The 15,964-nt window shown below is 72.4% G+C and carries 18 protein-coding genes; 11 read left to right on the top strand and 7 right to left on the bottom strand.

Going from position 1 to position 15,964, the window contains the following annotated elements:
- The first annotated feature begins 21 nt into the window (after positions 1 to 21).
- Positions 22 to 222, top strand: coding sequence for a ferredoxin (locus tag ABZ622_RS02535; protein WP_360539543.1), 201 nt, complete (start codon positions 22 to 24; stop codon positions 220 to 222).
- Between the two features lie 141 nt (positions 223 to 363).
- Here the strand turns inward: ABZ622_RS02535 and ABZ622_RS02530 are convergent, their stop codons facing one another.
- Positions 364 to 1,044, bottom strand: a complete 681-nt coding sequence (locus ABZ622_RS02530) for a pyridoxal 5'-phosphate synthase (protein ID WP_360539541.1) — start codon at positions 1,042 to 1,044, stop codon at positions 364 to 366.
- Positions 1,045 to 1,138: 94 nt separating this feature from the next.
- Between ABZ622_RS02530 and ABZ622_RS02525 the strand changes: the two genes are divergently transcribed.
- A complete protein-coding gene (locus tag ABZ622_RS02525) occupies positions 1,139 to 1,417 on the top strand; it encodes a type II toxin-antitoxin system prevent-host-death family antitoxin (protein WP_317863190.1) in 279 nt (92 codons plus the stop codon).
- Positions 1,410 to 1,814, top strand: a complete 405-nt coding sequence (locus ABZ622_RS02520) for a type II toxin-antitoxin system VapC family toxin (protein WP_360539538.1) — start codon at positions 1,410 to 1,412, stop codon at positions 1,812 to 1,814. The genes ABZ622_RS02525 and ABZ622_RS02520 overlap by 8 nt, the downstream gene beginning before the upstream one ends.
- A 101-nt stretch (positions 1,815 to 1,915) precedes the next feature.
- Here the strand turns inward: ABZ622_RS02520 and ABZ622_RS02515 are convergent, their stop codons facing one another.
- A complete protein-coding gene (locus tag ABZ622_RS02515; RefSeq protein ID WP_360539536.1) occupies positions 1,916 to 3,085 on the bottom strand; it encodes an acetyl-CoA acetyltransferase in 1,170 nt (389 codons plus the stop codon).
- Positions 3,086 to 3,315: 230 nt separating this feature from the next.
- On the opposite strand from ABZ622_RS02515, the gene ABZ622_RS02510 reads away from it, so the two are divergent.
- The gene (locus ABZ622_RS02510) at positions 3,316 to 4,527 is read left to right on the top strand and encodes an acyl-CoA dehydrogenase family protein (protein ID WP_360539535.1); all 1,212 of its coding nucleotides are present in this window, start codon (positions 3,316 to 3,318) and stop codon (positions 4,525 to 4,527) included.
- Positions 4,527 to 5,105 carry a nitroreductase/quinone reductase family protein gene (locus ABZ622_RS02505; RefSeq protein WP_360539533.1) on the top strand — a complete coding sequence of 193 codons (579 nt, stop codon included), beginning with the start codon at positions 4,527 to 4,529 and terminating at the stop codon, positions 5,103 to 5,105. The genes ABZ622_RS02510 and ABZ622_RS02505 overlap by 1 nt, the downstream gene beginning before the upstream one ends.
- A gap of 180 nt (positions 5,106 to 5,285) precedes the next feature.
- Here the strand turns inward: ABZ622_RS02505 and ABZ622_RS02500 are convergent, their stop codons facing one another.
- The gene (locus ABZ622_RS02500) at positions 5,286 to 5,933 is read right to left on the bottom strand and encodes a TetR family transcriptional regulator (protein WP_360539531.1); all 648 of its coding nucleotides are present in this window, start codon (positions 5,931 to 5,933) and stop codon (positions 5,286 to 5,288) included.
- A gap of 329 nt (positions 5,934 to 6,262) precedes the next feature.
- Here ABZ622_RS02500 and ABZ622_RS02495 point away from each other — a divergent pair, with 329 nt between their 5' ends.
- Both ABZ622_RS02495 and ABZ622_RS02490 read left to right on the top strand, forming a co-directional pair.
- On the top strand, positions 6,263 to 7,087 hold the full coding sequence (locus ABZ622_RS02495) for a VOC family protein (RefSeq protein ID WP_360539529.1): 825 nt from the start codon (positions 6,263 to 6,265) through the stop codon (positions 7,085 to 7,087).
- Between the two features lie 164 nt (positions 7,088 to 7,251).
- Positions 7,252 to 9,630 carry a PQQ-binding-like beta-propeller repeat protein gene (locus tag ABZ622_RS02490; protein ID WP_360540245.1) on the top strand — a complete coding sequence of 793 codons (2,379 nt, stop codon included), beginning with the start codon at positions 7,252 to 7,254 and terminating at the stop codon, positions 9,628 to 9,630.
- A 63-nt stretch (positions 9,631 to 9,693) separates the two neighbouring features.
- Here ABZ622_RS02490 and ABZ622_RS02485 read toward each other — a convergent pair whose 3' ends face one another.
- Complete coding sequence (locus tag ABZ622_RS02485; RefSeq protein ID WP_360540243.1) at positions 9,694 to 10,404, bottom strand: hypothetical protein; 711 nt, start codon at positions 10,402 to 10,404, stop codon at positions 9,694 to 9,696.
- 159 nt (positions 10,405 to 10,563) lie between these two features.
- On the opposite strand from ABZ622_RS02485, the gene ABZ622_RS02480 reads away from it, so the two are divergent.
- A complete protein-coding gene (locus ABZ622_RS02480) occupies positions 10,564 to 11,115 on the top strand; it encodes a hypothetical protein (protein WP_360539527.1) in 552 nt (183 codons plus the stop codon).
- A gap of 16 nt (positions 11,116 to 11,131) precedes the next feature.
- On the opposite strand, the gene ABZ622_RS02475 is transcribed toward ABZ622_RS02480, so the two are convergent.
- Genes ABZ622_RS02475 through ABZ622_RS02465 form a run of 3 tightly spaced genes read right to left on the bottom strand, consistent with a single transcriptional unit; the run spans position 11,132 to position 13,515 of the window.
- A complete protein-coding gene (locus ABZ622_RS02475) occupies positions 11,132 to 11,905 on the bottom strand; it encodes an enoyl-CoA hydratase/isomerase family protein (protein ID WP_360539525.1) in 774 nt (257 codons plus the stop codon).
- A 7-nt stretch (positions 11,906 to 11,912) separates the two neighbouring features.
- Positions 11,913 to 12,353: an OB-fold domain-containing protein gene (locus ABZ622_RS02470; protein WP_360540241.1), complete on the bottom strand. Its 441-nt coding sequence runs from the start codon at positions 12,351 to 12,353 to the stop codon at positions 11,913 to 11,915.
- Between the two features lie 13 nt (positions 12,354 to 12,366).
- Positions 12,367 to 13,515, bottom strand: a complete 1,149-nt coding sequence (locus ABZ622_RS02465; protein ID WP_360539523.1) for a lipid-transfer protein — start codon at positions 13,513 to 13,515, stop codon at positions 12,367 to 12,369.
- A 91-nt stretch (positions 13,516 to 13,606) separates the two neighbouring features.
- Here ABZ622_RS02465 and ABZ622_RS02460 point away from each other — a divergent pair, with 91 nt between their 5' ends.
- The 3 genes from ABZ622_RS02460 (at position 13,607) to ABZ622_RS02450 (ending at position 15,943) form a co-directional block, all read left to right on the top strand.
- Positions 13,607 to 15,169, top strand: coding sequence for a FadD3 family acyl-CoA ligase (locus ABZ622_RS02460; protein WP_360539521.1), 1,563 nt, complete (start codon positions 13,607 to 13,609; stop codon positions 15,167 to 15,169).
- Positions 15,170 to 15,272: 103 nt separating this feature from the next.
- On the top strand, positions 15,273 to 15,548 hold the full coding sequence (locus ABZ622_RS02455; RefSeq protein WP_360539519.1) for a hypothetical protein: 276 nt from the start codon (positions 15,273 to 15,275) through the stop codon (positions 15,546 to 15,548).
- Complete coding sequence (locus tag ABZ622_RS02450; RefSeq protein ID WP_360539517.1) at positions 15,548 to 15,943, top strand: hypothetical protein; 396 nt, start codon at positions 15,548 to 15,550, stop codon at positions 15,941 to 15,943. The genes ABZ622_RS02455 and ABZ622_RS02450 overlap by 1 nt, the downstream gene beginning before the upstream one ends.
- Positions 15,944 to 15,964: the final 21 nt, after the last annotated feature.

The raw sequence follows: 15,964 nt of genomic DNA, 5'->3' as shown, positions 1-15,964 counted from the left end.
CGACCGGAAGGCCCCGCCACGATGAAGATCAATATCGACAAGGACCGGTGCATCGGTGCGGGTCAGTGCGCGCTCACGGCCCCGAAGGTGTTCACCCAGGACGACGACGGTTTCAGCGAACTGCTGCCCGGCCACGAGGACGCCCTCGACGGCGCGGCGGTGACGGAAACGGTGAAGGTGGCCGTCCGCGTCTGCCCGGTACAGGCGATCACCATCGAGTGACCGGCCGGCCCCGCCGGGTCGTGTCCGTCCGCATGCGGGTACATGGACGTCGTCCGCGTACCCGCATGTCATCCGCGTACGCGCACGTTGTCCGTGTCCGTGTCCGCGTACGCACGGAGGCGACCCGGCCGGGGCCTGCGGCTACGGCCAGAGCAGTTCCCGGACCCACGCCGCGTCGCACCCGGCCGCGTCCGTCCTGCGGTAGCGCAGCCGTACGTGCCTGCGCGCCGCGTCGCCCTGGAAGAACTCGACCTCCCGCGGCTCGGCGACGTACCGGGTCCAGCTCGCCACCTCCGCGTCCGGCTCGGTCCGGGCCCGCTCCCAGGCGGCGTCGGCGGTACGGACCAGCTCCTCCCGCGAGCCCAGCACCTCGCTCTGCGAGCCGGTCAGCGCGGAGGCGAGCGCCCCGGTCGAGCGGGCGCGCAGATCGGCCCGGCTCTCGGCGGGCGCGCATTCGGTGACCGGACCCCGCACCCGTACCTGCCGGCCCTGCGCCGGCCAGTAGAAACCGAGCGCCGCGTACGGCCGGCCGGCGAGCTGGCGGCCCTTCGCGCTGGTGCGGTGGGTGGCGAAGTGCCAGCCCCGCTCGTCCGCGTCGTGCAACATCACCGTCCGTACGTCGGGACGCCCCTCGGCGTCCACGGTGGCCAGCGACATGGTGTGCGGCTCCACCTGCCCGGCGGCCACCGCCTCGGCGAACCAGCTGCGGAAGAGGGGGAGCGGAGCCGGCGGCGCGGCGGCCGCGTCGAAACCGGGAAGCTCCACGTCCCAGACGCGCTGGGCGTGGAGCAGGTCCAGGAAGCTCTGGTGTGCGTCGGTCATGCCCCCATTGCAGCGCATGGGGCGGCACGGGCCGGGCGGGGCGGGCGGGGTGATCGCTGTAGCGCAGCGGGACACGCTGGGCTACGCTGGTGGCATGAAGACCATCACCCAGCGGGAGTTCCGGAACAACTCCGCCGAAGTCATGAACGCCGTGGAGGCGGGCGAGGTCTTTCACATCACCCGCAACGGAATAGAGGTTGCCGAGCTGCGGCCGCTCACCCGGAAACGGCAGTTGAGCTCGGAGGAGCTGGTGGCCAGGCACCGACGGCTGCCCCGCGTGGACGGTGCGCTGATGCGCCGCGAGGCCGATGAGTTCTTCGGGGCCGAGGACCGGGTGGGCGACGACGATCCGTGGGAGCGCGAGCGTGGCTGAGCGACATGCAGTGGGAGTGCTCGACACCTGCACGTACATCGACCTCGATCTGCTGCGGGCCGAGGATCTGCCCGTTCTCCCGGCGCTCACCGCCGTGACGATGGCCGAGCTCCAGCAGGGTGTGGCGATGGCGAAGGACCCGGGCGTGCGGGTGGCCCGGATGGAGAAACTCGGCGCCGCCGTGGCCGACTTCGAGCCGCTGCCCTTCGACGGGGACGCCGCCGCCCGCTACGGGAGCCTGGTGGCTCTGGTGGTCGCTGCCCGGCGTGATCCCCGGCCCCGGCGCATGGACCTGATGATCGCGTCCATCGCCTCGGTCAGGGGGCTGCCGCTCTACACGCGCAACGCGGACGACTTCAAGGGACTGGAAGGGGCGCTCACCGTCGTCCCGGTGTGACCGGCCCGCCGCACCGGGACGCGCCCCGCTCGTCGGCCCGGCCCGGCCCCGCTCTCCGGCCCGGACGCGCCCCGCTCCCCGGCCCCGCCTCGCCCCGTTCCTCACCCCCGCCCCAGCACCACCGTCCCCGACGAGCAGAACCAGCCGCCGGTGCCCGATGCCACCGCCAGTTCCGGGAGCCGGCCGCCCGGGCGGTGCACCTGGCGTTCGCCCGCCTCGCCGCGGAGTTGGCGTACCGCCTCCACCAGCAGGAACAGCCCGCGCATCCCGGGGTGGCAGGCGGACAGGCCGCCGCCGTCGGTGTTCACCGGGAGCTCGCCGGTCAGCCCGGTCCGGCCCTTCTCCACGAACGCGCCGCCCTCGCCCTTCGCGCAGAAACCCAGGTCCTCCAGCGTCACCAGGGTCATGTAGGTGAACGCGTCGTAGATCTCGGCGAGGTCGATGTCCGAGGGCCGCACCCCGGCCCGCTCGAACGCCAGGCGTCCCGAGACCGCCGCGGGGGAGACCGTGAAGTCGCCCCACTCGGACATGGTGGAGTGCGAGACGTGCTCGCCCGTGCCGAGGATCCATACCGGCGCCTTCGCCGTTTCCGGTACGTGCTCCTCGGCGGCCAGCAGCACCGCGCAGCCGCCGTCGCTGCGGATGCAGCAGTGCAGTTTGGTGAACGGGTCCGCGATCATCGGCCCCGACAGGACGTCGTCCACCGTGACCGGGTCACGGAACATCGCGTCCGGGTTGGCCGCCGCGTTCGCCCGTGCCTGGACCGCGACCTCGGCGAGCTGCTCCAGGGTCGTCCCGTACTCGTGCATGTGCCGGCGGGCGGCCATCGCGTACTTGGCGATCAGCGAGTGCCCGTACGGCACCTCGAACTGGAGCGGGCCGCGCGCGCCGAAGGAGAGGTTGGAGGTCCGCCGGCCGGCCTTGATGTCCGCGCGCGCCGTCGACCCGTAGACCAGCAGTACGGCATTGGCGCGCCCCGCCGCGATGGCGTCCGCCGCGTGCGCCGCCATCACCTCCCAGGTCGAGCCGCCGACCGAGGTGGAGTCCACCCAGGTGGGTTTCAGCCCCAGGTACTCGGCGACCTCGACCGGGGCGAGCGTACCGAGCCCGGCGGAGGCGAAACCGTCGACGACGGACCGGTCCAGCCCCGAGTCGGCCAGCGCCCGGCGGGCGGCCTGGGCGTGCAGGGCGTACGGCGTGGCCGTGTCGACGCGTCCGCAGTCGGCGAGGGATATGCCGACGACAGCGACCTTGCGGTGGGGAGAAGGCATGAATCTGACGGTACATCAGATCGGGTGGGGTGGACCGCCCGGTGCGGCGTGGATCTCCCGTCCCGTGCGGCGCGGATGCCTCGGCCGGCGGCGTGCGGATCTCTCGTCCGGCCGGGCGTGGATCTTCCGCTCCCGCCGGTGCGAGGCTCTGGGCATCTGGTGGATTCGCCCCTAACATGACGCACCGTCAGATCAGGGGCCGGAGGCCCCTGAGGGGAAGGAGTCCGACGATGGATGCCGCCTTCACCGCGGAACAGGACGAGATCCGCCGCACCTTGCGCGAACTGCTGGCCGAACACTGCGCACCCGACGACATCAGGAGCGCCGTGCGCACCGCCGACGGGTACGACGTGGACCTGTGGCGACGGCTCGCCCAGGACCTCGGGCTGCCCGGACTCGCCCTCCCGCAGGAGTACGGGGGCGTCGGCTGCGGCCGCACCGAGCTCGCCGTCGCCTGCGAGGAGACGGGCCGCGCCCTGCTGCCCTCGCCGCTGATCGCCACCGCCGTGCTCGCCTCGCCCCTGATCGCCGCGCTCGGCACCGACGCCCAGCGCACCGCTCTGCTGCCGCGCATCGCGGCCGGTGAGCTGACCGCGACCCTGGCCGTCCCCGGCGGCTCGCTCGCCACCGCCCTCGGCCTGACCGGCGACCCCACCGACGGCGCCTGGGCGGGCGGCGGCCGGGCGGGCGGCGTACAGGCCGGGCCGGGCGCCGGCGAAGGGGGCTGGCGGCTGTACGGGGAGGCCGCTCAGGTCCTCGACGGGCACAGCGCCGAGCTGCTGCTGGTCGCGGCCCACGCCGGGGGCTTCCCGCGCAGCCGTACGCTCCTCTTCCTGGTCCGTCCCGACGCGGCGGCCGGGGTCGTCCGCACCCGCCGGACCTCGCTCGACGAGACCCGCCCGCTGGCCCGGATCGAACTCCGCGACACCGAGGCCGAACTTCTCGGCGCCGACGACAGCGCCGACGTCACCGGCGCGCTCGCCACGGCCGGGCACCAGGTGGCCGCGCTGCTCGCCGCCCAGGCGGTGGGGGCGGCGAGCGGCGCGCTGGAGCGGACGGTCGAATACGTCAAGGCGCGCGAGCAGTTCGGCCGGGCGATCGGCTCCTTCCAGGCCGTGAAACACCGGCTGGCGGACCTGTACGTACAGGTGCAGGCGGCCCGCTCCGCCGCGTACTACGCGGCCTGGGATCCGGCCGACGCCGGGGGACTCGCCCTGGCCCAGGCGCTGGAGGCCCTCCGGATCACCACCGCCGAGGCCGTCCAGCTGCACGGCGGGCTCGGCTTCACCTGGGAACACGAGGCGCATCTGTACTTCAAGCGGGCCGCGGCCGACGAACTGCTCTTCGGCCCCGTTCACCGGCTCCGGGACCGGGCGGCGCAGCTGGCCGGGCTGTTCGCGGGAGCGGCCACGACCGCAGCGGCCGAGCGGGTGGCGGTCTGATGGCGCCCGGCGTCCGGCTGGTCCAGAAGATCTCCTCCACCCGCGCGTTCGCGAAGGTCGCCCCGCACGTGGTTCCCGTCATGGACCGCACGGTGCACCGGCTCACGCGCGGAAAGGTGCTGCTCAGCGCCCGGATGCTGCCGGGGCTGATCCTGACGGTGCCGGGGGCGCGGAGCGGACGGCTCAGAACCACCCCGCTGGCCTGCATGCCGGAGAGCGGGACGGACACACCGGAGAGCGGGACGGACATGCAGGAAAAGGGGGCGGGCATGGCGAAGAAGGGGGCGGGCATGCCGGAGAAGGGGGTGGAGCAGAGCTGGATCCTGGTCGGCAGCAACTTCGGCCGGTCCGGGCACCCGGCCTGGACCGCGAATCTGCTGGCCGGTCCCGACAAGGCGGTCGTGAACTGGCAGGGCCGGGACATCCCGGTGCACGCCACGCTGCTGGAGGGCGAGGAGCGGGAAGAGGTGTGGCGGGCCGCGCTGAAGTTCTGGCCGCCCTACGCGACTTACCAGGCGCGGGTGGAGCGGGAGATCCGGCTCTTCAGGCTGCGCGGGCGGGACGACACCGCGTCCTGAGCCGGCAGAGCGGAGGGGCGGAGGGAAGGCGGAGCGCGGGGAAGGAACCGTGCGCCGTGGACATGGTCCGGGTGCACCGACGGCGGGCCACAATGCGTGGCCCGCCGTCGGTGTGACAGGACCTGGGGCGCCCGGGACGGCCGTGCGAAACCCGGTGGGGAAGGGCCGTCGGCGCCTGTGCTACCTCGTGGGCTTCTTTCCGGTGATGCCCAGATGCACCAACAGGGCGAGGTTCGGCTTGAGTTCGGCCTGCTTCACGCCCCAGGTCGTGAAGCCCTTCTGGTGCGATGCGACGGCGGCCAGCATCGCGACCAGCGAGCCCGCCATCGCGGCGGCGCTGACCTCCTTGTCGACCTTGCCCTTGGCCTGGAGCTCCTTCACCGAATCGGTGAGGGAGTTGGTGACCGAGTTCAGGATCTTCATGCGGATCTTGTAGAACCGCTTGTCGCCCTCGGCCGCACCGAGGTCGACCACGCGCAGGATCGCGTCGTGATGGCGCCAGAAGTCGAGGAACCCTTCGACGAGTTCCTCGGCCGTCTGCCGGCCGGCCTTGCCGACCCAGGAGCGGCCGGCGACCAGTTCGGTCAACTCGGCGCCCTCCTTGGCCATCTCCTCGGCGATTTCGAGGACGGCGCCCTCGACGTCGGGGAAGTATTGGTAGAAGGTCGCGGGTGAAGTCCCCGCCTTCCGGGCGACGTCGATGACTTTGACGTCCCGGTACGGCGAGGAGCTGAGCATCTCACTGAGGCAGTCGAGCAGCTTCTGTCGCGTCGCCTGCCCTCGTCGACCGGCCACGCGGCCGTCGACGGTGCGCACTTGTCCTGTCATGCCGTCAGCTTACCGAGGGGTGATCGGAGCGCGATTCGGCCGACTGCAAATGGGGATCAGCGCAGACGCGGTGGGGGGAGTGGCCGGATTTCGACGTATGCGCACCACGAAGCGATAAGTGTTATCAACAGCCTGTGGATAACTTCCGTGGATAACTTTCCGTGATGCCGTGAGCATGGAACTCTTCTTTCGAAAATGAGTTCGATGCAGACGGGTCGGGGCGCGATGCGCGCGACCCGCGGTTACGTTTGCTGTGACGAGTGTCACTGCCACGAACTTCGAACGCCGCGTGCACCGTACGACCGCCGCAAACGGAAGGACCCGGGCCCATGGCCGCATTCGCGCGATCCGCGCCGTGCTGGGTGGATGTGCAGCTGCCCGACCTGGAAGCGGGCAAGCGCTTCTACGGCGAGCTGTTCGGCTGGACCTTCCGGGCCGGTGAGGGGCCGTACGCGGACGCCTTCAGCGACGGGAGACTCGTCGCCGCGCTCGCCGCCAAGCAGGACGGCCGGATGCCCACCACCTGGGGGATCTACTTCGCCACCGACGACATCGCCGCGTCCGTGGCCCGGATCAGGGAGGCGGGCGGCCAGGTGATCACCGAGCCGGTCCGGGCCGGCCGGGCCGGAGCGCTCGCCCAGGCGGCCGACCCCGGCGGAGCGGTCTTCGGGCTCTGGCAGGCCGGTGACCGCGAGGGCTTCCAGAAGCAGAACGAACCCGGCTCCTTCTGCTGGACCGAGGTCTACACCCGGCAGAAGGACCGGGTGGACCCCTTCTACGAGAAGGTCTTCGGCTTCCAGGCCACCGACCTCGAAGCCTCCGGTCCCGATGCCGCCCGCACGGGCCCCGACGACTCCCCTCCCGCCGGCTTCCGCATGTGGTCCCCGGCGGGCACCGAGCCCGGTCCGGACACCGCGGTCGGCGGCCGCAGCGTCATCACCGACGCGTTCCCGGCGGAGATGCCCAGCTACTTCCTGAACTACTTCGCCGTCGAGGACTGCAACCGCACCGCCGGGAACGCCGTACGCCTCGGCGGCCGGATCTCCGCACCGCCCTTCGACATCCCGTACGGGCGGATGGCCGTCCTCCAGGACGATCAGGGCGCCGTGTTCGCCGTACTTCAGCCCCCTGTGTCCAAGAACGGGGCAGAGTGAGCTGTGACACCCCGATCCGCCCCCGGGTTCGCAACCAGGGCCTCAGCCAGGAAGAATCGGGGGTGCGCACCGCCGGGTGGTGCCCAGTGGTGAGACGCCGTACAGGGCGGGTTTTCGCGGGCTTCTGTTCCTGAGGCTCGTACGGGGAGGTGGCAGGGCAAGTGGTGGAGCAGCTGACGCAGCACGACCCGAGGCGGATCGGCCCGTTCGAGGTGCTGGGACGGCTCGGTGCCGGCGGCATGGGGCTGGTCTATCTCGCCCGCTCGGCTTCGGGCCGGCGCGTGGCGATCAAGACGGTCCGTACGGAGCTCGCCGAGGACCAGCTGTTCCGGGTCCGGTTCACACGCGAGGTGGAGGCCGCCCGCGCGGTCAGCGGCTTCTACACCGCGGCGGTGGTGGACGCCGATCCGCGTGCCGCCGTGCCGTGGCTGGCCACCGCCTATGTGCCGGCCCCCTCGCTGGAGGAGATAGTGAGCGAGTGCGGGCCCATGCCCGTCCAGGCGGTGCGCTGGCTGGCCGCCGGCATCGCCGAGGCGCTCCAGTCGATCCACGGCGCGGGGCTGGTCCACCGCGACATGAAGCCGTCGAACGTGCTCGTCGTCGAGGACGGCCCCCGGGTGATCGACTTCGGGATCGCGTCCGGCGTCTCCAACACCCGGCTGACCATGACGAACGTCGCCGTGGGCACGCCCGCCTACATGTCGCCCGAACAGGCCAGGGACTCCCGCAGCGTCACCGGCGCCAGCGATGTCTTCTCGCTCGGCTCCACGCTGGTCTTCGCCGCCACCGGCCACGCGCCGTTCCACGGCGGCAACCCGGTCGAGACGGTCTTCATGCTGCTGCGCGAGGGCCCCGACCTGGAGGGACTGCCCGACGAGCTGCGGCCGCTGATCGAGTCCTGCATGCAGATGGACGCCGCACTGCGGCCCACCCCCGCCGACCTCCAGGCCCAGCTCGCCCCGCACCTCTTCGCCTCCGGCGGCGACGACAGCGGTACGGCCTCCGCCTGGCTGCCGGGCTCCGCCACCGCGATGATCGAGCAGCGCCGCGGCGGCCGGAGGCCCACACCCGCGGGTCCGCCCGCCGGTCCGCCCCCCGGCCCGCCGCCGGGCATCGACCCCGGCTGGCGCCGCACCACCGACCCGCGCCCCCAGGCCCCCGACCCGCGCCCCCAGTCCCCCGATCCGGTGCCCGCCCCCGACGCGGGCGGTCCGGTGCGGCTGCCCGGCGCGAAGGTGCCGATCGGCCCCGGCCCGCGGGCCCAGGACGTCCGGGCCACCTCCACGGCCACCGCGGACGCGGGCCCCGCGACCGGCTGGGTGCGCCCGCCCGCCGGAGTGAACGGTTCCGCCCCGACCGCGCCCGTACCCGGCCCCGCGCAGCCGCCCGAGCAGCCGCCCGGCCCGGACCGCTGGCGGCCCTGGCGGTTCCGGATGTCCAACGACGTCTGGGGCACGCCCGTCGTCGCCGGGGACCTCCTCTATGTCACGTCGTTCGAGGTGCACGCCCTGGACGTCGGCAACGGACGGCGCCAGTTCAAGACCCGCGACGTGGCCTGGGTGATGGCCGTCGAGGGCGGCCGGATCCACGCCTCCGACGGGCCGTCCCTGTACGCCCTGGACGCGACCACCGGCGCCGAGCGGTGGCGGCTCCAGACGGACGCCTGGGTGTACTCCCTCAAGGCGGACCGCGGCACCGTCGTCACCGGCACCCGGGGCGGCGGCGTCCAGGCGTGGGAGGCGTCCACGGGCGAGAAGCTCTGGGAGAGCGGCGGCGTACAGACCGACTTCGAGACGGCGGAGGCCGGGCCCGCGATCCACGACGGCACGGTCTATCTCTGGCAGGACGCCCGGCTGCGCGCCGTCGACGCCCGTACCGGCACCGAGCGCTGGTCGTACCCCATCGGCGACGCGGCCTCCTGCGGCGGGGTGCCGGTCCGGGTGACCGCGGCGCCGGACGGCTTCGTGTACGTCAGCGCGGGGGCCCGGGTCCTGGCCGTGGACAACGTGTCCGGGCATGTGCGCTGGCACTTCGAGTCGCCCGCGGTCTTCCTCTCCCCGCCCGCGTTCGCGCCCGGCCCCGCCGTCACCGGCGGCGGGGTGTACCTCGCCGACTACCTGGGCACGGTGTACGCGCTCGACGCCTCGACCGGCAAGGACCGCTGGCGCATCGCCACGGAGTCCCGCCAGTCGATCGAACCGGTGCTGGTGACGGCCGGGAACGTCCATGTCGGCAGCGGCAGCGCGCTGTACACGCTCGACGCGGTCACCGGCACCCCGAAATGGCGGTTCGCGGCGGGCGGCGAGGTGGTGGGCGCCCCGGTGGTCGCCGACGGCCGGGTCCACTTCGGCTCCGCCGACCACGTCCTGTACACCCTGGACGCGGCGGGCGGCCAGCTCCGCTGGAAGCTGGCGACCGGCGGAGAGATCACGGGTTCGCCGGTGGCACAGGGCGGTGTCGTGTACGCGTGCAGCAAGGACCGCTGCGTGTACGCGCTGGACGCGCTGAAGGGAACGGGCACGGGCAGCCGGGCCAGGACGTAGACCGCATCGGACCCGTTGGACCCGTCGAACCTGTCGGACCCGTCGGACCCGGCGCGCGGTGCCTCAGCCGCGCGGGCGCCGGTCCGCGTCAGGCCCCTCGCCGGGGCTCTCACCGGGCCCCTCGCCGGGCCCCTCGTCCGGCACGACCGGGTACGGAGCCGTGTCCCGGTCGTCCGGGGCGGCGTCCGGGCGGCGGCGCACCGGATCCGGCCCCGTGTACAGCTCGGGCTCGGGCTCCGGCAGGGTGCTCGTCTGCACGGACGGCCCGGGCTCCTGCGTCGGCGGCCAGGTGTCCGGGTTCTCCGAGCCGGGTGCCGTGTACGGCCGGTCGTGCCCCTTGCGTACGGACCGGCGCCCGGCACCGCGCCGCCCTGACATCACCACCGCGCCCAACAGCAGCAGCACCCCGCCCGCCGCCGCCCCGGCCACTCCCCACCCCAGCCCGGCACCGTCGCCCGCGACCGTCAGACTGCCCACCGACTCCCCCTGGCGCACCATCCACAGCACGGTGAACCCGAGCACCACCACACCCGCGGCCGCCACCAGCAGTCGCGACCGCAGCACCACACCGACCACCGCCAGCAGGGCGGCGAAGAGGAACGCGACCAGGATCGAACCCAGCGGCCCGGGCCGGCCGGCCGTGATGCCGGTGAACAGCTCGTCCACCCGGTAGTGACGCCCGAGACGACCGTCGTACCAGTCACGGAAGGGGCTCAGCACGGCGGCCGCCGCTCCGGCGAGAGCGAGGACCGAGCCGAGGACGTTGCGGATCATCATCGGCCTCCTGCGCGTGCGCGGACCGGCGTCACAGCTCTGCACCGCTCTCGGCTCGACGCTACGCCGGGCCTCTGGCCCTCGCCACCTTGCGCTACCGTGACGCACGGTCGTTCGACAACTGCAGAAACGGACAACAACACAAGGGGGGCTGCATCGATGATGCGGCAGCACATAAAGCTTTCCGCGGTACTGGTCGTGGTGGTACTCGCACTCACCGGTTTCTCGACCTCCAGCCACGGCGGCCGCAGCGGCAAGAGCAAGAGCCACGGGTCGAGCGGCAGCGGCGGTGGCTGCTCCAACTCCAAGAAGAGCAACAACGGTTACCACAGCAGTGACTACGACGACGATGACTACGACTCGTCGAGCAGCTCGTCCGGCTCCACCGACTACGGCACGCCGACCCCGACCGCCACGGCGTCCGACGAGCCCGAGGCGTATGTCTCCCGCTGCGCCCAGCCCCGCAAGGGCAAGCGCAAGGCCGTCACCGCCTCCACCGTCAGGCTCACCGCCGACGCCGGTGCCACCGGTTCCCACACCTACGAGGTCGACGTGACCTTCCTCGACGCGTCCGGCCGCACCGTCGACACCGGTGACGCGACCGTGGACGCCGAGGGCGGCGAGACCAAGACCGTCTCCGTGCGGATGGACAACCCGCGCAAGGTCTCCAAGGTGAAGAACTGCCGCGTGGATGCCGAGCTGAGCTACTGAGCCACCGTCCGGCCCGTCAGCGCGTCCGGAACCCGCCCGCGCCCCGCCCCCGGAACAGCTCGGCCTGCTGCTCCGGCGGCAGATTGCCGAGTGCGACGAGGTGCGGGGCGTGGGCCATGGCCTGCGCCCTGGCGGCCTCCCGCGCGGACCACACCGCCCGCACCGTCCCCTGCACCGCCCCCGTCGGATACGAGGCGATCACCCCCGCCGCCCGCAGCGCCGCGTCCACCGCGCCGCCCGGCGCCGTCAACTCGCTGACCAGCCCGGTCTCGTACGCACGACGGGCCGAGACCCGCTCCGCCGTCCCCATCAGCGCCATCCGGGCCACCTCGCCGAACGGCATCCGCTGCGCCATCGAGATCGCCTCGAACGCGCTGACCATGCCGTACGTCGTGTGCGGGTCGAAGAACGTCGCCTCCTCGGACGCGATCACGAACTCCGCCTCGCCCAGCAGATAGAACGCCCCGCCGCAGGCCATCCCCTCCACGGCCGCGATCACCGGCTTCCACAGGTCGTTCGCCTTCGGCCCGATCGTGAGCAGCGGATCGTCGATCGTGTACGGGGACGAGGGCTGCGGCACCTCCACGCCCCGGTCGATCCCGGTGCAGAAGGCCCGCCCGCCGGCACCGGTGAGGACCACGGTCCGCACCCCGTCGTCGAAGCGGAACGCCCGCCAGACGGCGGCCAGTTCCGCGGCCGTGGCCAGGTCGATCGCGTTGTGCTTCGCGGGCCGGTCGAGGGTGACGAGCGCGACCCCGGTCTCCTTGTCCGTCTCCGTGCGCAGCGCCATCGTCGGCTCACCTCTCCAGCAGCCAGCGCACCAGCGTGACCCCGGGGCCGGCCGGGCAGAACACCGCCCGGACCGGCGCACCGATCCGCAGCCGCTCCGGATCGACCGAGTCCAGCGGGGCGTCCGGACCGCTCACCACGTTCCCGACCAGCCGGACCTGCGGGGCGTCCGCCAGCTCGACCACGACGGCGTTGTACGGGGCCTGCGCGGCGTACGCGGGCAGCAGCGGCGGATGCGGCCGTACGTAGGACCAGATGCGGCCGCGTCCGCTCATGGGCCGCCACTCGCTCTCGAACGACTGGCAGTGCGGGCAGCACGGCCGCGGCGGAAAGCGGAGCCGCCCGCACTCCGGCGCGGCGCACGCCTGGACGCGGAGTTCACCGCGCGCCGCGTACTCCCAGAAAGGGGCGCCGTCCTCGTCCACGACGGGCAGCAGCAGGGCATCCATTGCGGTCAACTCCTCAACTCCTCAGCAGCAGGGCGGACGTGGGTACGCCCTCCCCGGCGGTGACCAGGCACGTCCGGGCGTCCGGGACCTGGGCGGTGGAGACGCCGCGCAGCTGCTTGACGCCCTCGTTGATCAGGTTGAAGCCGTGCACGTACCCCTCGCTGAGGCCGCCGCCCCCGGTGTTGATGGGCAGCCGCCCGCCGCTCTCCAGCGCCCCGCCCTCGGTGAACGCGGCGCCCTCGCCGCGCCCGCAGAAGCCGTACCCCTCCAGCGAGAGCGGGATGAGCGGGGTGAACGCGTCGTAGATCTGCGCGACGTCCACGTCGTCCGGGCCGAAGTCGGCCTGCTTCCACAGCTGCCGCGCGGCCGTCCAGGCGGGGCCGGTGAGCGGGTCCTCGTTCCAGTAGTTGACCATCCCGTGGTGCTGGGCGGGCAGTCCCTGGGCGACGGAGTGGAGGTAGACGGGCTTCTGCCGGCAGTCGCGGGCCCGCTCGGCGGAGACGATGACGCAGGCCAGCGCCCCGTCCGTCTCCAGGCAGTTGTCGAAGAGGCAGAGCGGCTCGCTGATCCAGCGCGAGGTCATATACATGTCGCGGGTCAGCGGCCGTTCGTACATCACCGCGTCCGGGTTCTGGTTGGCGCGGTTGCGGCAGGCGAGGGCGACGTTGAAGAGATGGTCGCGGGTCGCCCCGTACTCGTGCATGTACCGCCGCGCCAGCATCCCGATCTCGTCGGCCGGCCGCAGCAGTCCGTACGGGCGGGTCCACTGGGCGGGGGTGGGCAGTTGCACAGCGGTGTTCTTCCAGGGCCGGGGCCCCGAGCCGCGCTTCCGCGACCGCCAGGCGACACCGACGCTCGCCTGACCGGTCGCCACGGCGGCGGCGAGGTGCGCGACCGTCGCACAGGAGCCGCCGCCGCCGTACCCCACCTTGCTGAAGAAGGTGACGTCGCCGGCTCCGATGGCCTTGGCGACCTCCACCTCGTCGGTCTCCTCCATCGTGTACGAGGCGAATCCGTCCACCTCCGACGCGGCGATGCCCGCGTCGTCGAGCGCCGCGACGATGGCCCGGCAGGCCAAGGTCTTCTCGGATTCCGGCAGTTGTTTCGCGAAGGCCGTCTGTCCTATGCCGGCTATCGCCGTCGCGTCCTTGAGTGCCGTCACCGCCACCTCCCAGGCCGTCATGACTGCTGACAGCGGCTGAGGCTACAGCTAATCTGACGGATAGTCAGCTACTGCGTCAGGAGGGCGAACGATGCGCGGCGACGAGGAGTGGGGCACCATCCCGGGGCTGGTCCGGGCGGCGGCGCGACGGTACGGGGACCGGGAGGCGGTCGTCGAGGGCCGCACCCGGGTCTCGTACGCCGAACTCGGCGACCGTGTGGAGCGGGCCGCCGCCGCCTGCATGGCCGCGGGCGTGGAACCGGGGGACCGGGTCGCGGTCTGGGCGCCGAACACCCTGGACTGGATCGTCTCCGCGCTGGGGGCGGTGACGGCCGGCGCGGTCCTCGTCCCCCTCAACACCCGCTTCAAGGGCATCGAAGCGGCGTACATCCTGCAACGCAGCCGGGCGAAACTCCTCTTCGTCACCGGCACCTTCCTCGGCACGTCGTACGTGGCGTCGCTGCGCCGGGCCCAGGTGCGGCTCCCGCACCTGGAACGGGTGGTGGTACTGGCCGACGCCGCCCCTGACGACTACGTCACCTGGAAGGACTTCCTGGCGGCGGGGGAGGAGGTGTCCGGGGCGGAGGTGCGTACCCGGGCCGACGCGATCGCCTCCTCGGCCCCCTCCGACATCATCTACACCTCGGGCACCACGGGCCGGCCCAAGGGCGCGGTCATCACCCATGCCCAGACCCTGCGCGGCTACGCGATCTGGAGCGAGCTCGCGGATCTGCGCGAGGGCGACCGCTATCTGATCGTGAACCCCTTCTTCCACACCTTCGGCTACAAGGCCGGCATCGTCGCGTGCCTGATGCGGGGTGCGACGATGGTCCCGCAGCCGGTCTTCAACGTGGACACGGCCCTGGCCAACATCGCCGCCGAACGCATCTCGGTGCTGCCCGGCCCGCCCACCCTCCACCAGTCCCTCCTGGACCACCCCGCACGCTCCGCCCACGATCTCTCCGCCCTCCGCCTGGTGGTGACGGGCGCGGCGGTGGTCCCGCTGAAACTGGTGGAACGCCTGCGCACGGAGCTGGGCATCGCCACGGTACTCACCGCGTACGGCCTCTCCGAGGCGAGCGGCATCGTCACGATGTGCCGCCGCGGCGACCCGGCCGAGACGATCGCCTCGACGTCCGGCCGGGCGATCCCGGGCACCGAGATCCGCGTCCTGGCCGACCCCGGCACCCCCGGCGAGGTCCTGGTCCGCGGCTTCAACGTGATGCAGGGCTACTTCGAGGACCCGGAGACCACGGCCGCCGCGATCACCCCCGACGGCTGGCTCCACACCGGCGACGTGGGCGTCCTCGACGGGGCGGGCAACCTCCGGATCACCGACCGGATCAAGGACATGTTCATAGTCGGCGGCTTCAACGCGTACCCGGCCGAGATAGAGCAACTCCTCGGCCTGCACCCGGACGTGGCCGACGTGGCGGTCATCGGCGTCCCCGACCCCCGCCTCGGCGAGGTCGGCAGGGCGTACGTGGTGCGGCGGCGAGGCGCGACGACGACCGCCGACGACCTGATCGCCTGGTCCCGCCGGGAGATGGCCAACTACAAGGTTCCGCGCGCGGTGGAGTTCATGGAAGAACTGCCCCGCAACGCGAGCGGCAAGGTGGCGAAGGGGGAGCTGCGCGGGCGGGCGGGGGACTGACGGGGCGGGGCGTGCCGGCGTGGTCACTCCATGGGGTGGCGTGATCACCCCATGGAGTGAAGAGGGTCGTCGGGCGGGCCCGCCCGGAGGTATGGTGATTGGTATGGCAACCAAGAAGTACACCGTCACGCTCCCGGAGGAGCTCGCGGAGGAGATCCGCAGCGAGGTCGGTCCCGGTGCGTTCAGTGCGTATGTCACGCGGGCCATAGAGCGCCAGCGCGAGCGCGACCGGCTGGGGGAGCTGGTGGGGTGGATGCAGGAGAAGGACGGGCCGCTCACCGAGGAGGAGCAGGCGGCGGCTGCCGCGAAGCTGCGCGAGATCGAAGTCTGGTTCGAGGAGCGGGAAAACGGCATCCAGGGTGGAGCGGAAGCGGCCTGATGGTGGACATGACGTTTGTGCTGGACAGCGAAGCCCTGTCCATGGCCGTACTGCGGGACCGGGCGATGACTGGCATCCTCGCCAAGGCGCACCAGTCGGGAATCCGGGTCGTAACCAGTTCGATGACCCTCATCGAGGCGTATCACAGCCGGGTCCGGCGTTCGGAGTGGAGCTGGGCCATGTCCCGGATCGTCGTCGAACCCGTGACCAGGGAGGTCGCGGACCAGGCGATTCAGCTGCTGGGTGACACCGGCCTGCACGGCCACAAGTACGCCATCGACGCCGCCCTCGCGGTGATCGCGGGGCGGCAGCCGGGCCGGGCGGTGGTCTTCACCTCGGACGAGGACGACATGGGCAAGCTGTGCGAGGCCCGGGTGCTGGTCCGGGGGCTGTAGCGGTGGACGCGGAGAGGGGCA

This window comes from Streptomyces sp. NPDC007164, assembly GCF_040634135.1.
Lineage (GTDB): Bacteria > Actinomycetota > Actinomycetes > Streptomycetales > Streptomycetaceae > Streptomyces > Streptomyces sanglieri.
The sequence above is the reverse complement of the archived record's forward strand: the minus strand, read 5'-3'. Positions and strand labels throughout refer to the sequence as shown.

What these genes read in the sequence shown, in the direction of transcription:
- ABZ622_RS02535 (WP_360539543.1), top strand. Translation starts at nt 22, where the DNA reads ATGAAGATCAATATCGACAAGGACCGGTGCATCGGTGCGGGTCAGTGC.
- ABZ622_RS02455 (WP_360539519.1), top strand. Translation starts at nt 15,273, where the DNA reads ATGGCAACCAAGAAGTACACCGTCACGCTCCCGGAGGAGCTCGCGGAG.
- ABZ622_RS02505 (WP_360539533.1), top strand. Translation starts at nt 4,527, where the DNA reads ATGGCGCCCGGCGTCCGGCTGGTCCAGAAGATCTCCTCCACCCGCGCG.
- ABZ622_RS02530 (WP_360539541.1), bottom strand. Translation starts at nt 1,044, where the DNA reads ATGACCGACGCACACCAGAGCTTCCTGGACCTGCTCCACGCCCAGCGC.
- ABZ622_RS02460 (WP_360539521.1), top strand. Translation starts at nt 13,607, where the DNA reads ATGCGCGGCGACGAGGAGTGGGGCACCATCCCGGGGCTGGTCCGGGCG.
- ABZ622_RS02450 (WP_360539517.1), top strand. Translation starts at nt 15,548, where the DNA reads ATGGTGGACATGACGTTTGTGCTGGACAGCGAAGCCCTGTCCATGGCC.
- ABZ622_RS02515 (WP_360539536.1), bottom strand. Translation starts at nt 3,085, where the DNA reads ATGCCTTCTCCCCACCGCAAGGTCGCTGTCGTCGGCATATCCCTCGCC.
- ABZ622_RS02495 (WP_360539529.1), top strand. Translation starts at nt 6,263, where the DNA reads ATGGCCGCATTCGCGCGATCCGCGCCGTGCTGGGTGGATGTGCAGCTG.
- ABZ622_RS02485 (WP_360540243.1), bottom strand. Translation starts at nt 10,404, where the DNA reads ATGATCCGCAACGTCCTCGGCTCGGTCCTCGCTCTCGCCGGAGCGGCG.
- ABZ622_RS02525 (WP_317863190.1), top strand. Translation starts at nt 1,139, where the DNA reads ATGAAGACCATCACCCAGCGGGAGTTCCGGAACAACTCCGCCGAAGTC.
- ABZ622_RS02500 (WP_360539531.1), bottom strand. Translation starts at nt 5,933, where the DNA reads ATGACAGGACAAGTGCGCACCGTCGACGGCCGCGTGGCCGGTCGACGA.
- ABZ622_RS02470 (WP_360540241.1), bottom strand. Translation starts at nt 12,353, where the DNA reads ATGGATGCCCTGCTGCTGCCCGTCGTGGACGAGGACGGCGCCCCTTTC.
- ABZ622_RS02475 (WP_360539525.1), bottom strand. Translation starts at nt 11,905, where the DNA reads ATGGCGCTGCGCACGGAGACGGACAAGGAGACCGGGGTCGCGCTCGTC.
- ABZ622_RS02480 (WP_360539527.1), top strand. Translation starts at nt 10,564, where the DNA reads ATGATGCGGCAGCACATAAAGCTTTCCGCGGTACTGGTCGTGGTGGTA.
- ABZ622_RS02510 (WP_360539535.1), top strand. Translation starts at nt 3,316, where the DNA reads ATGGATGCCGCCTTCACCGCGGAACAGGACGAGATCCGCCGCACCTTG.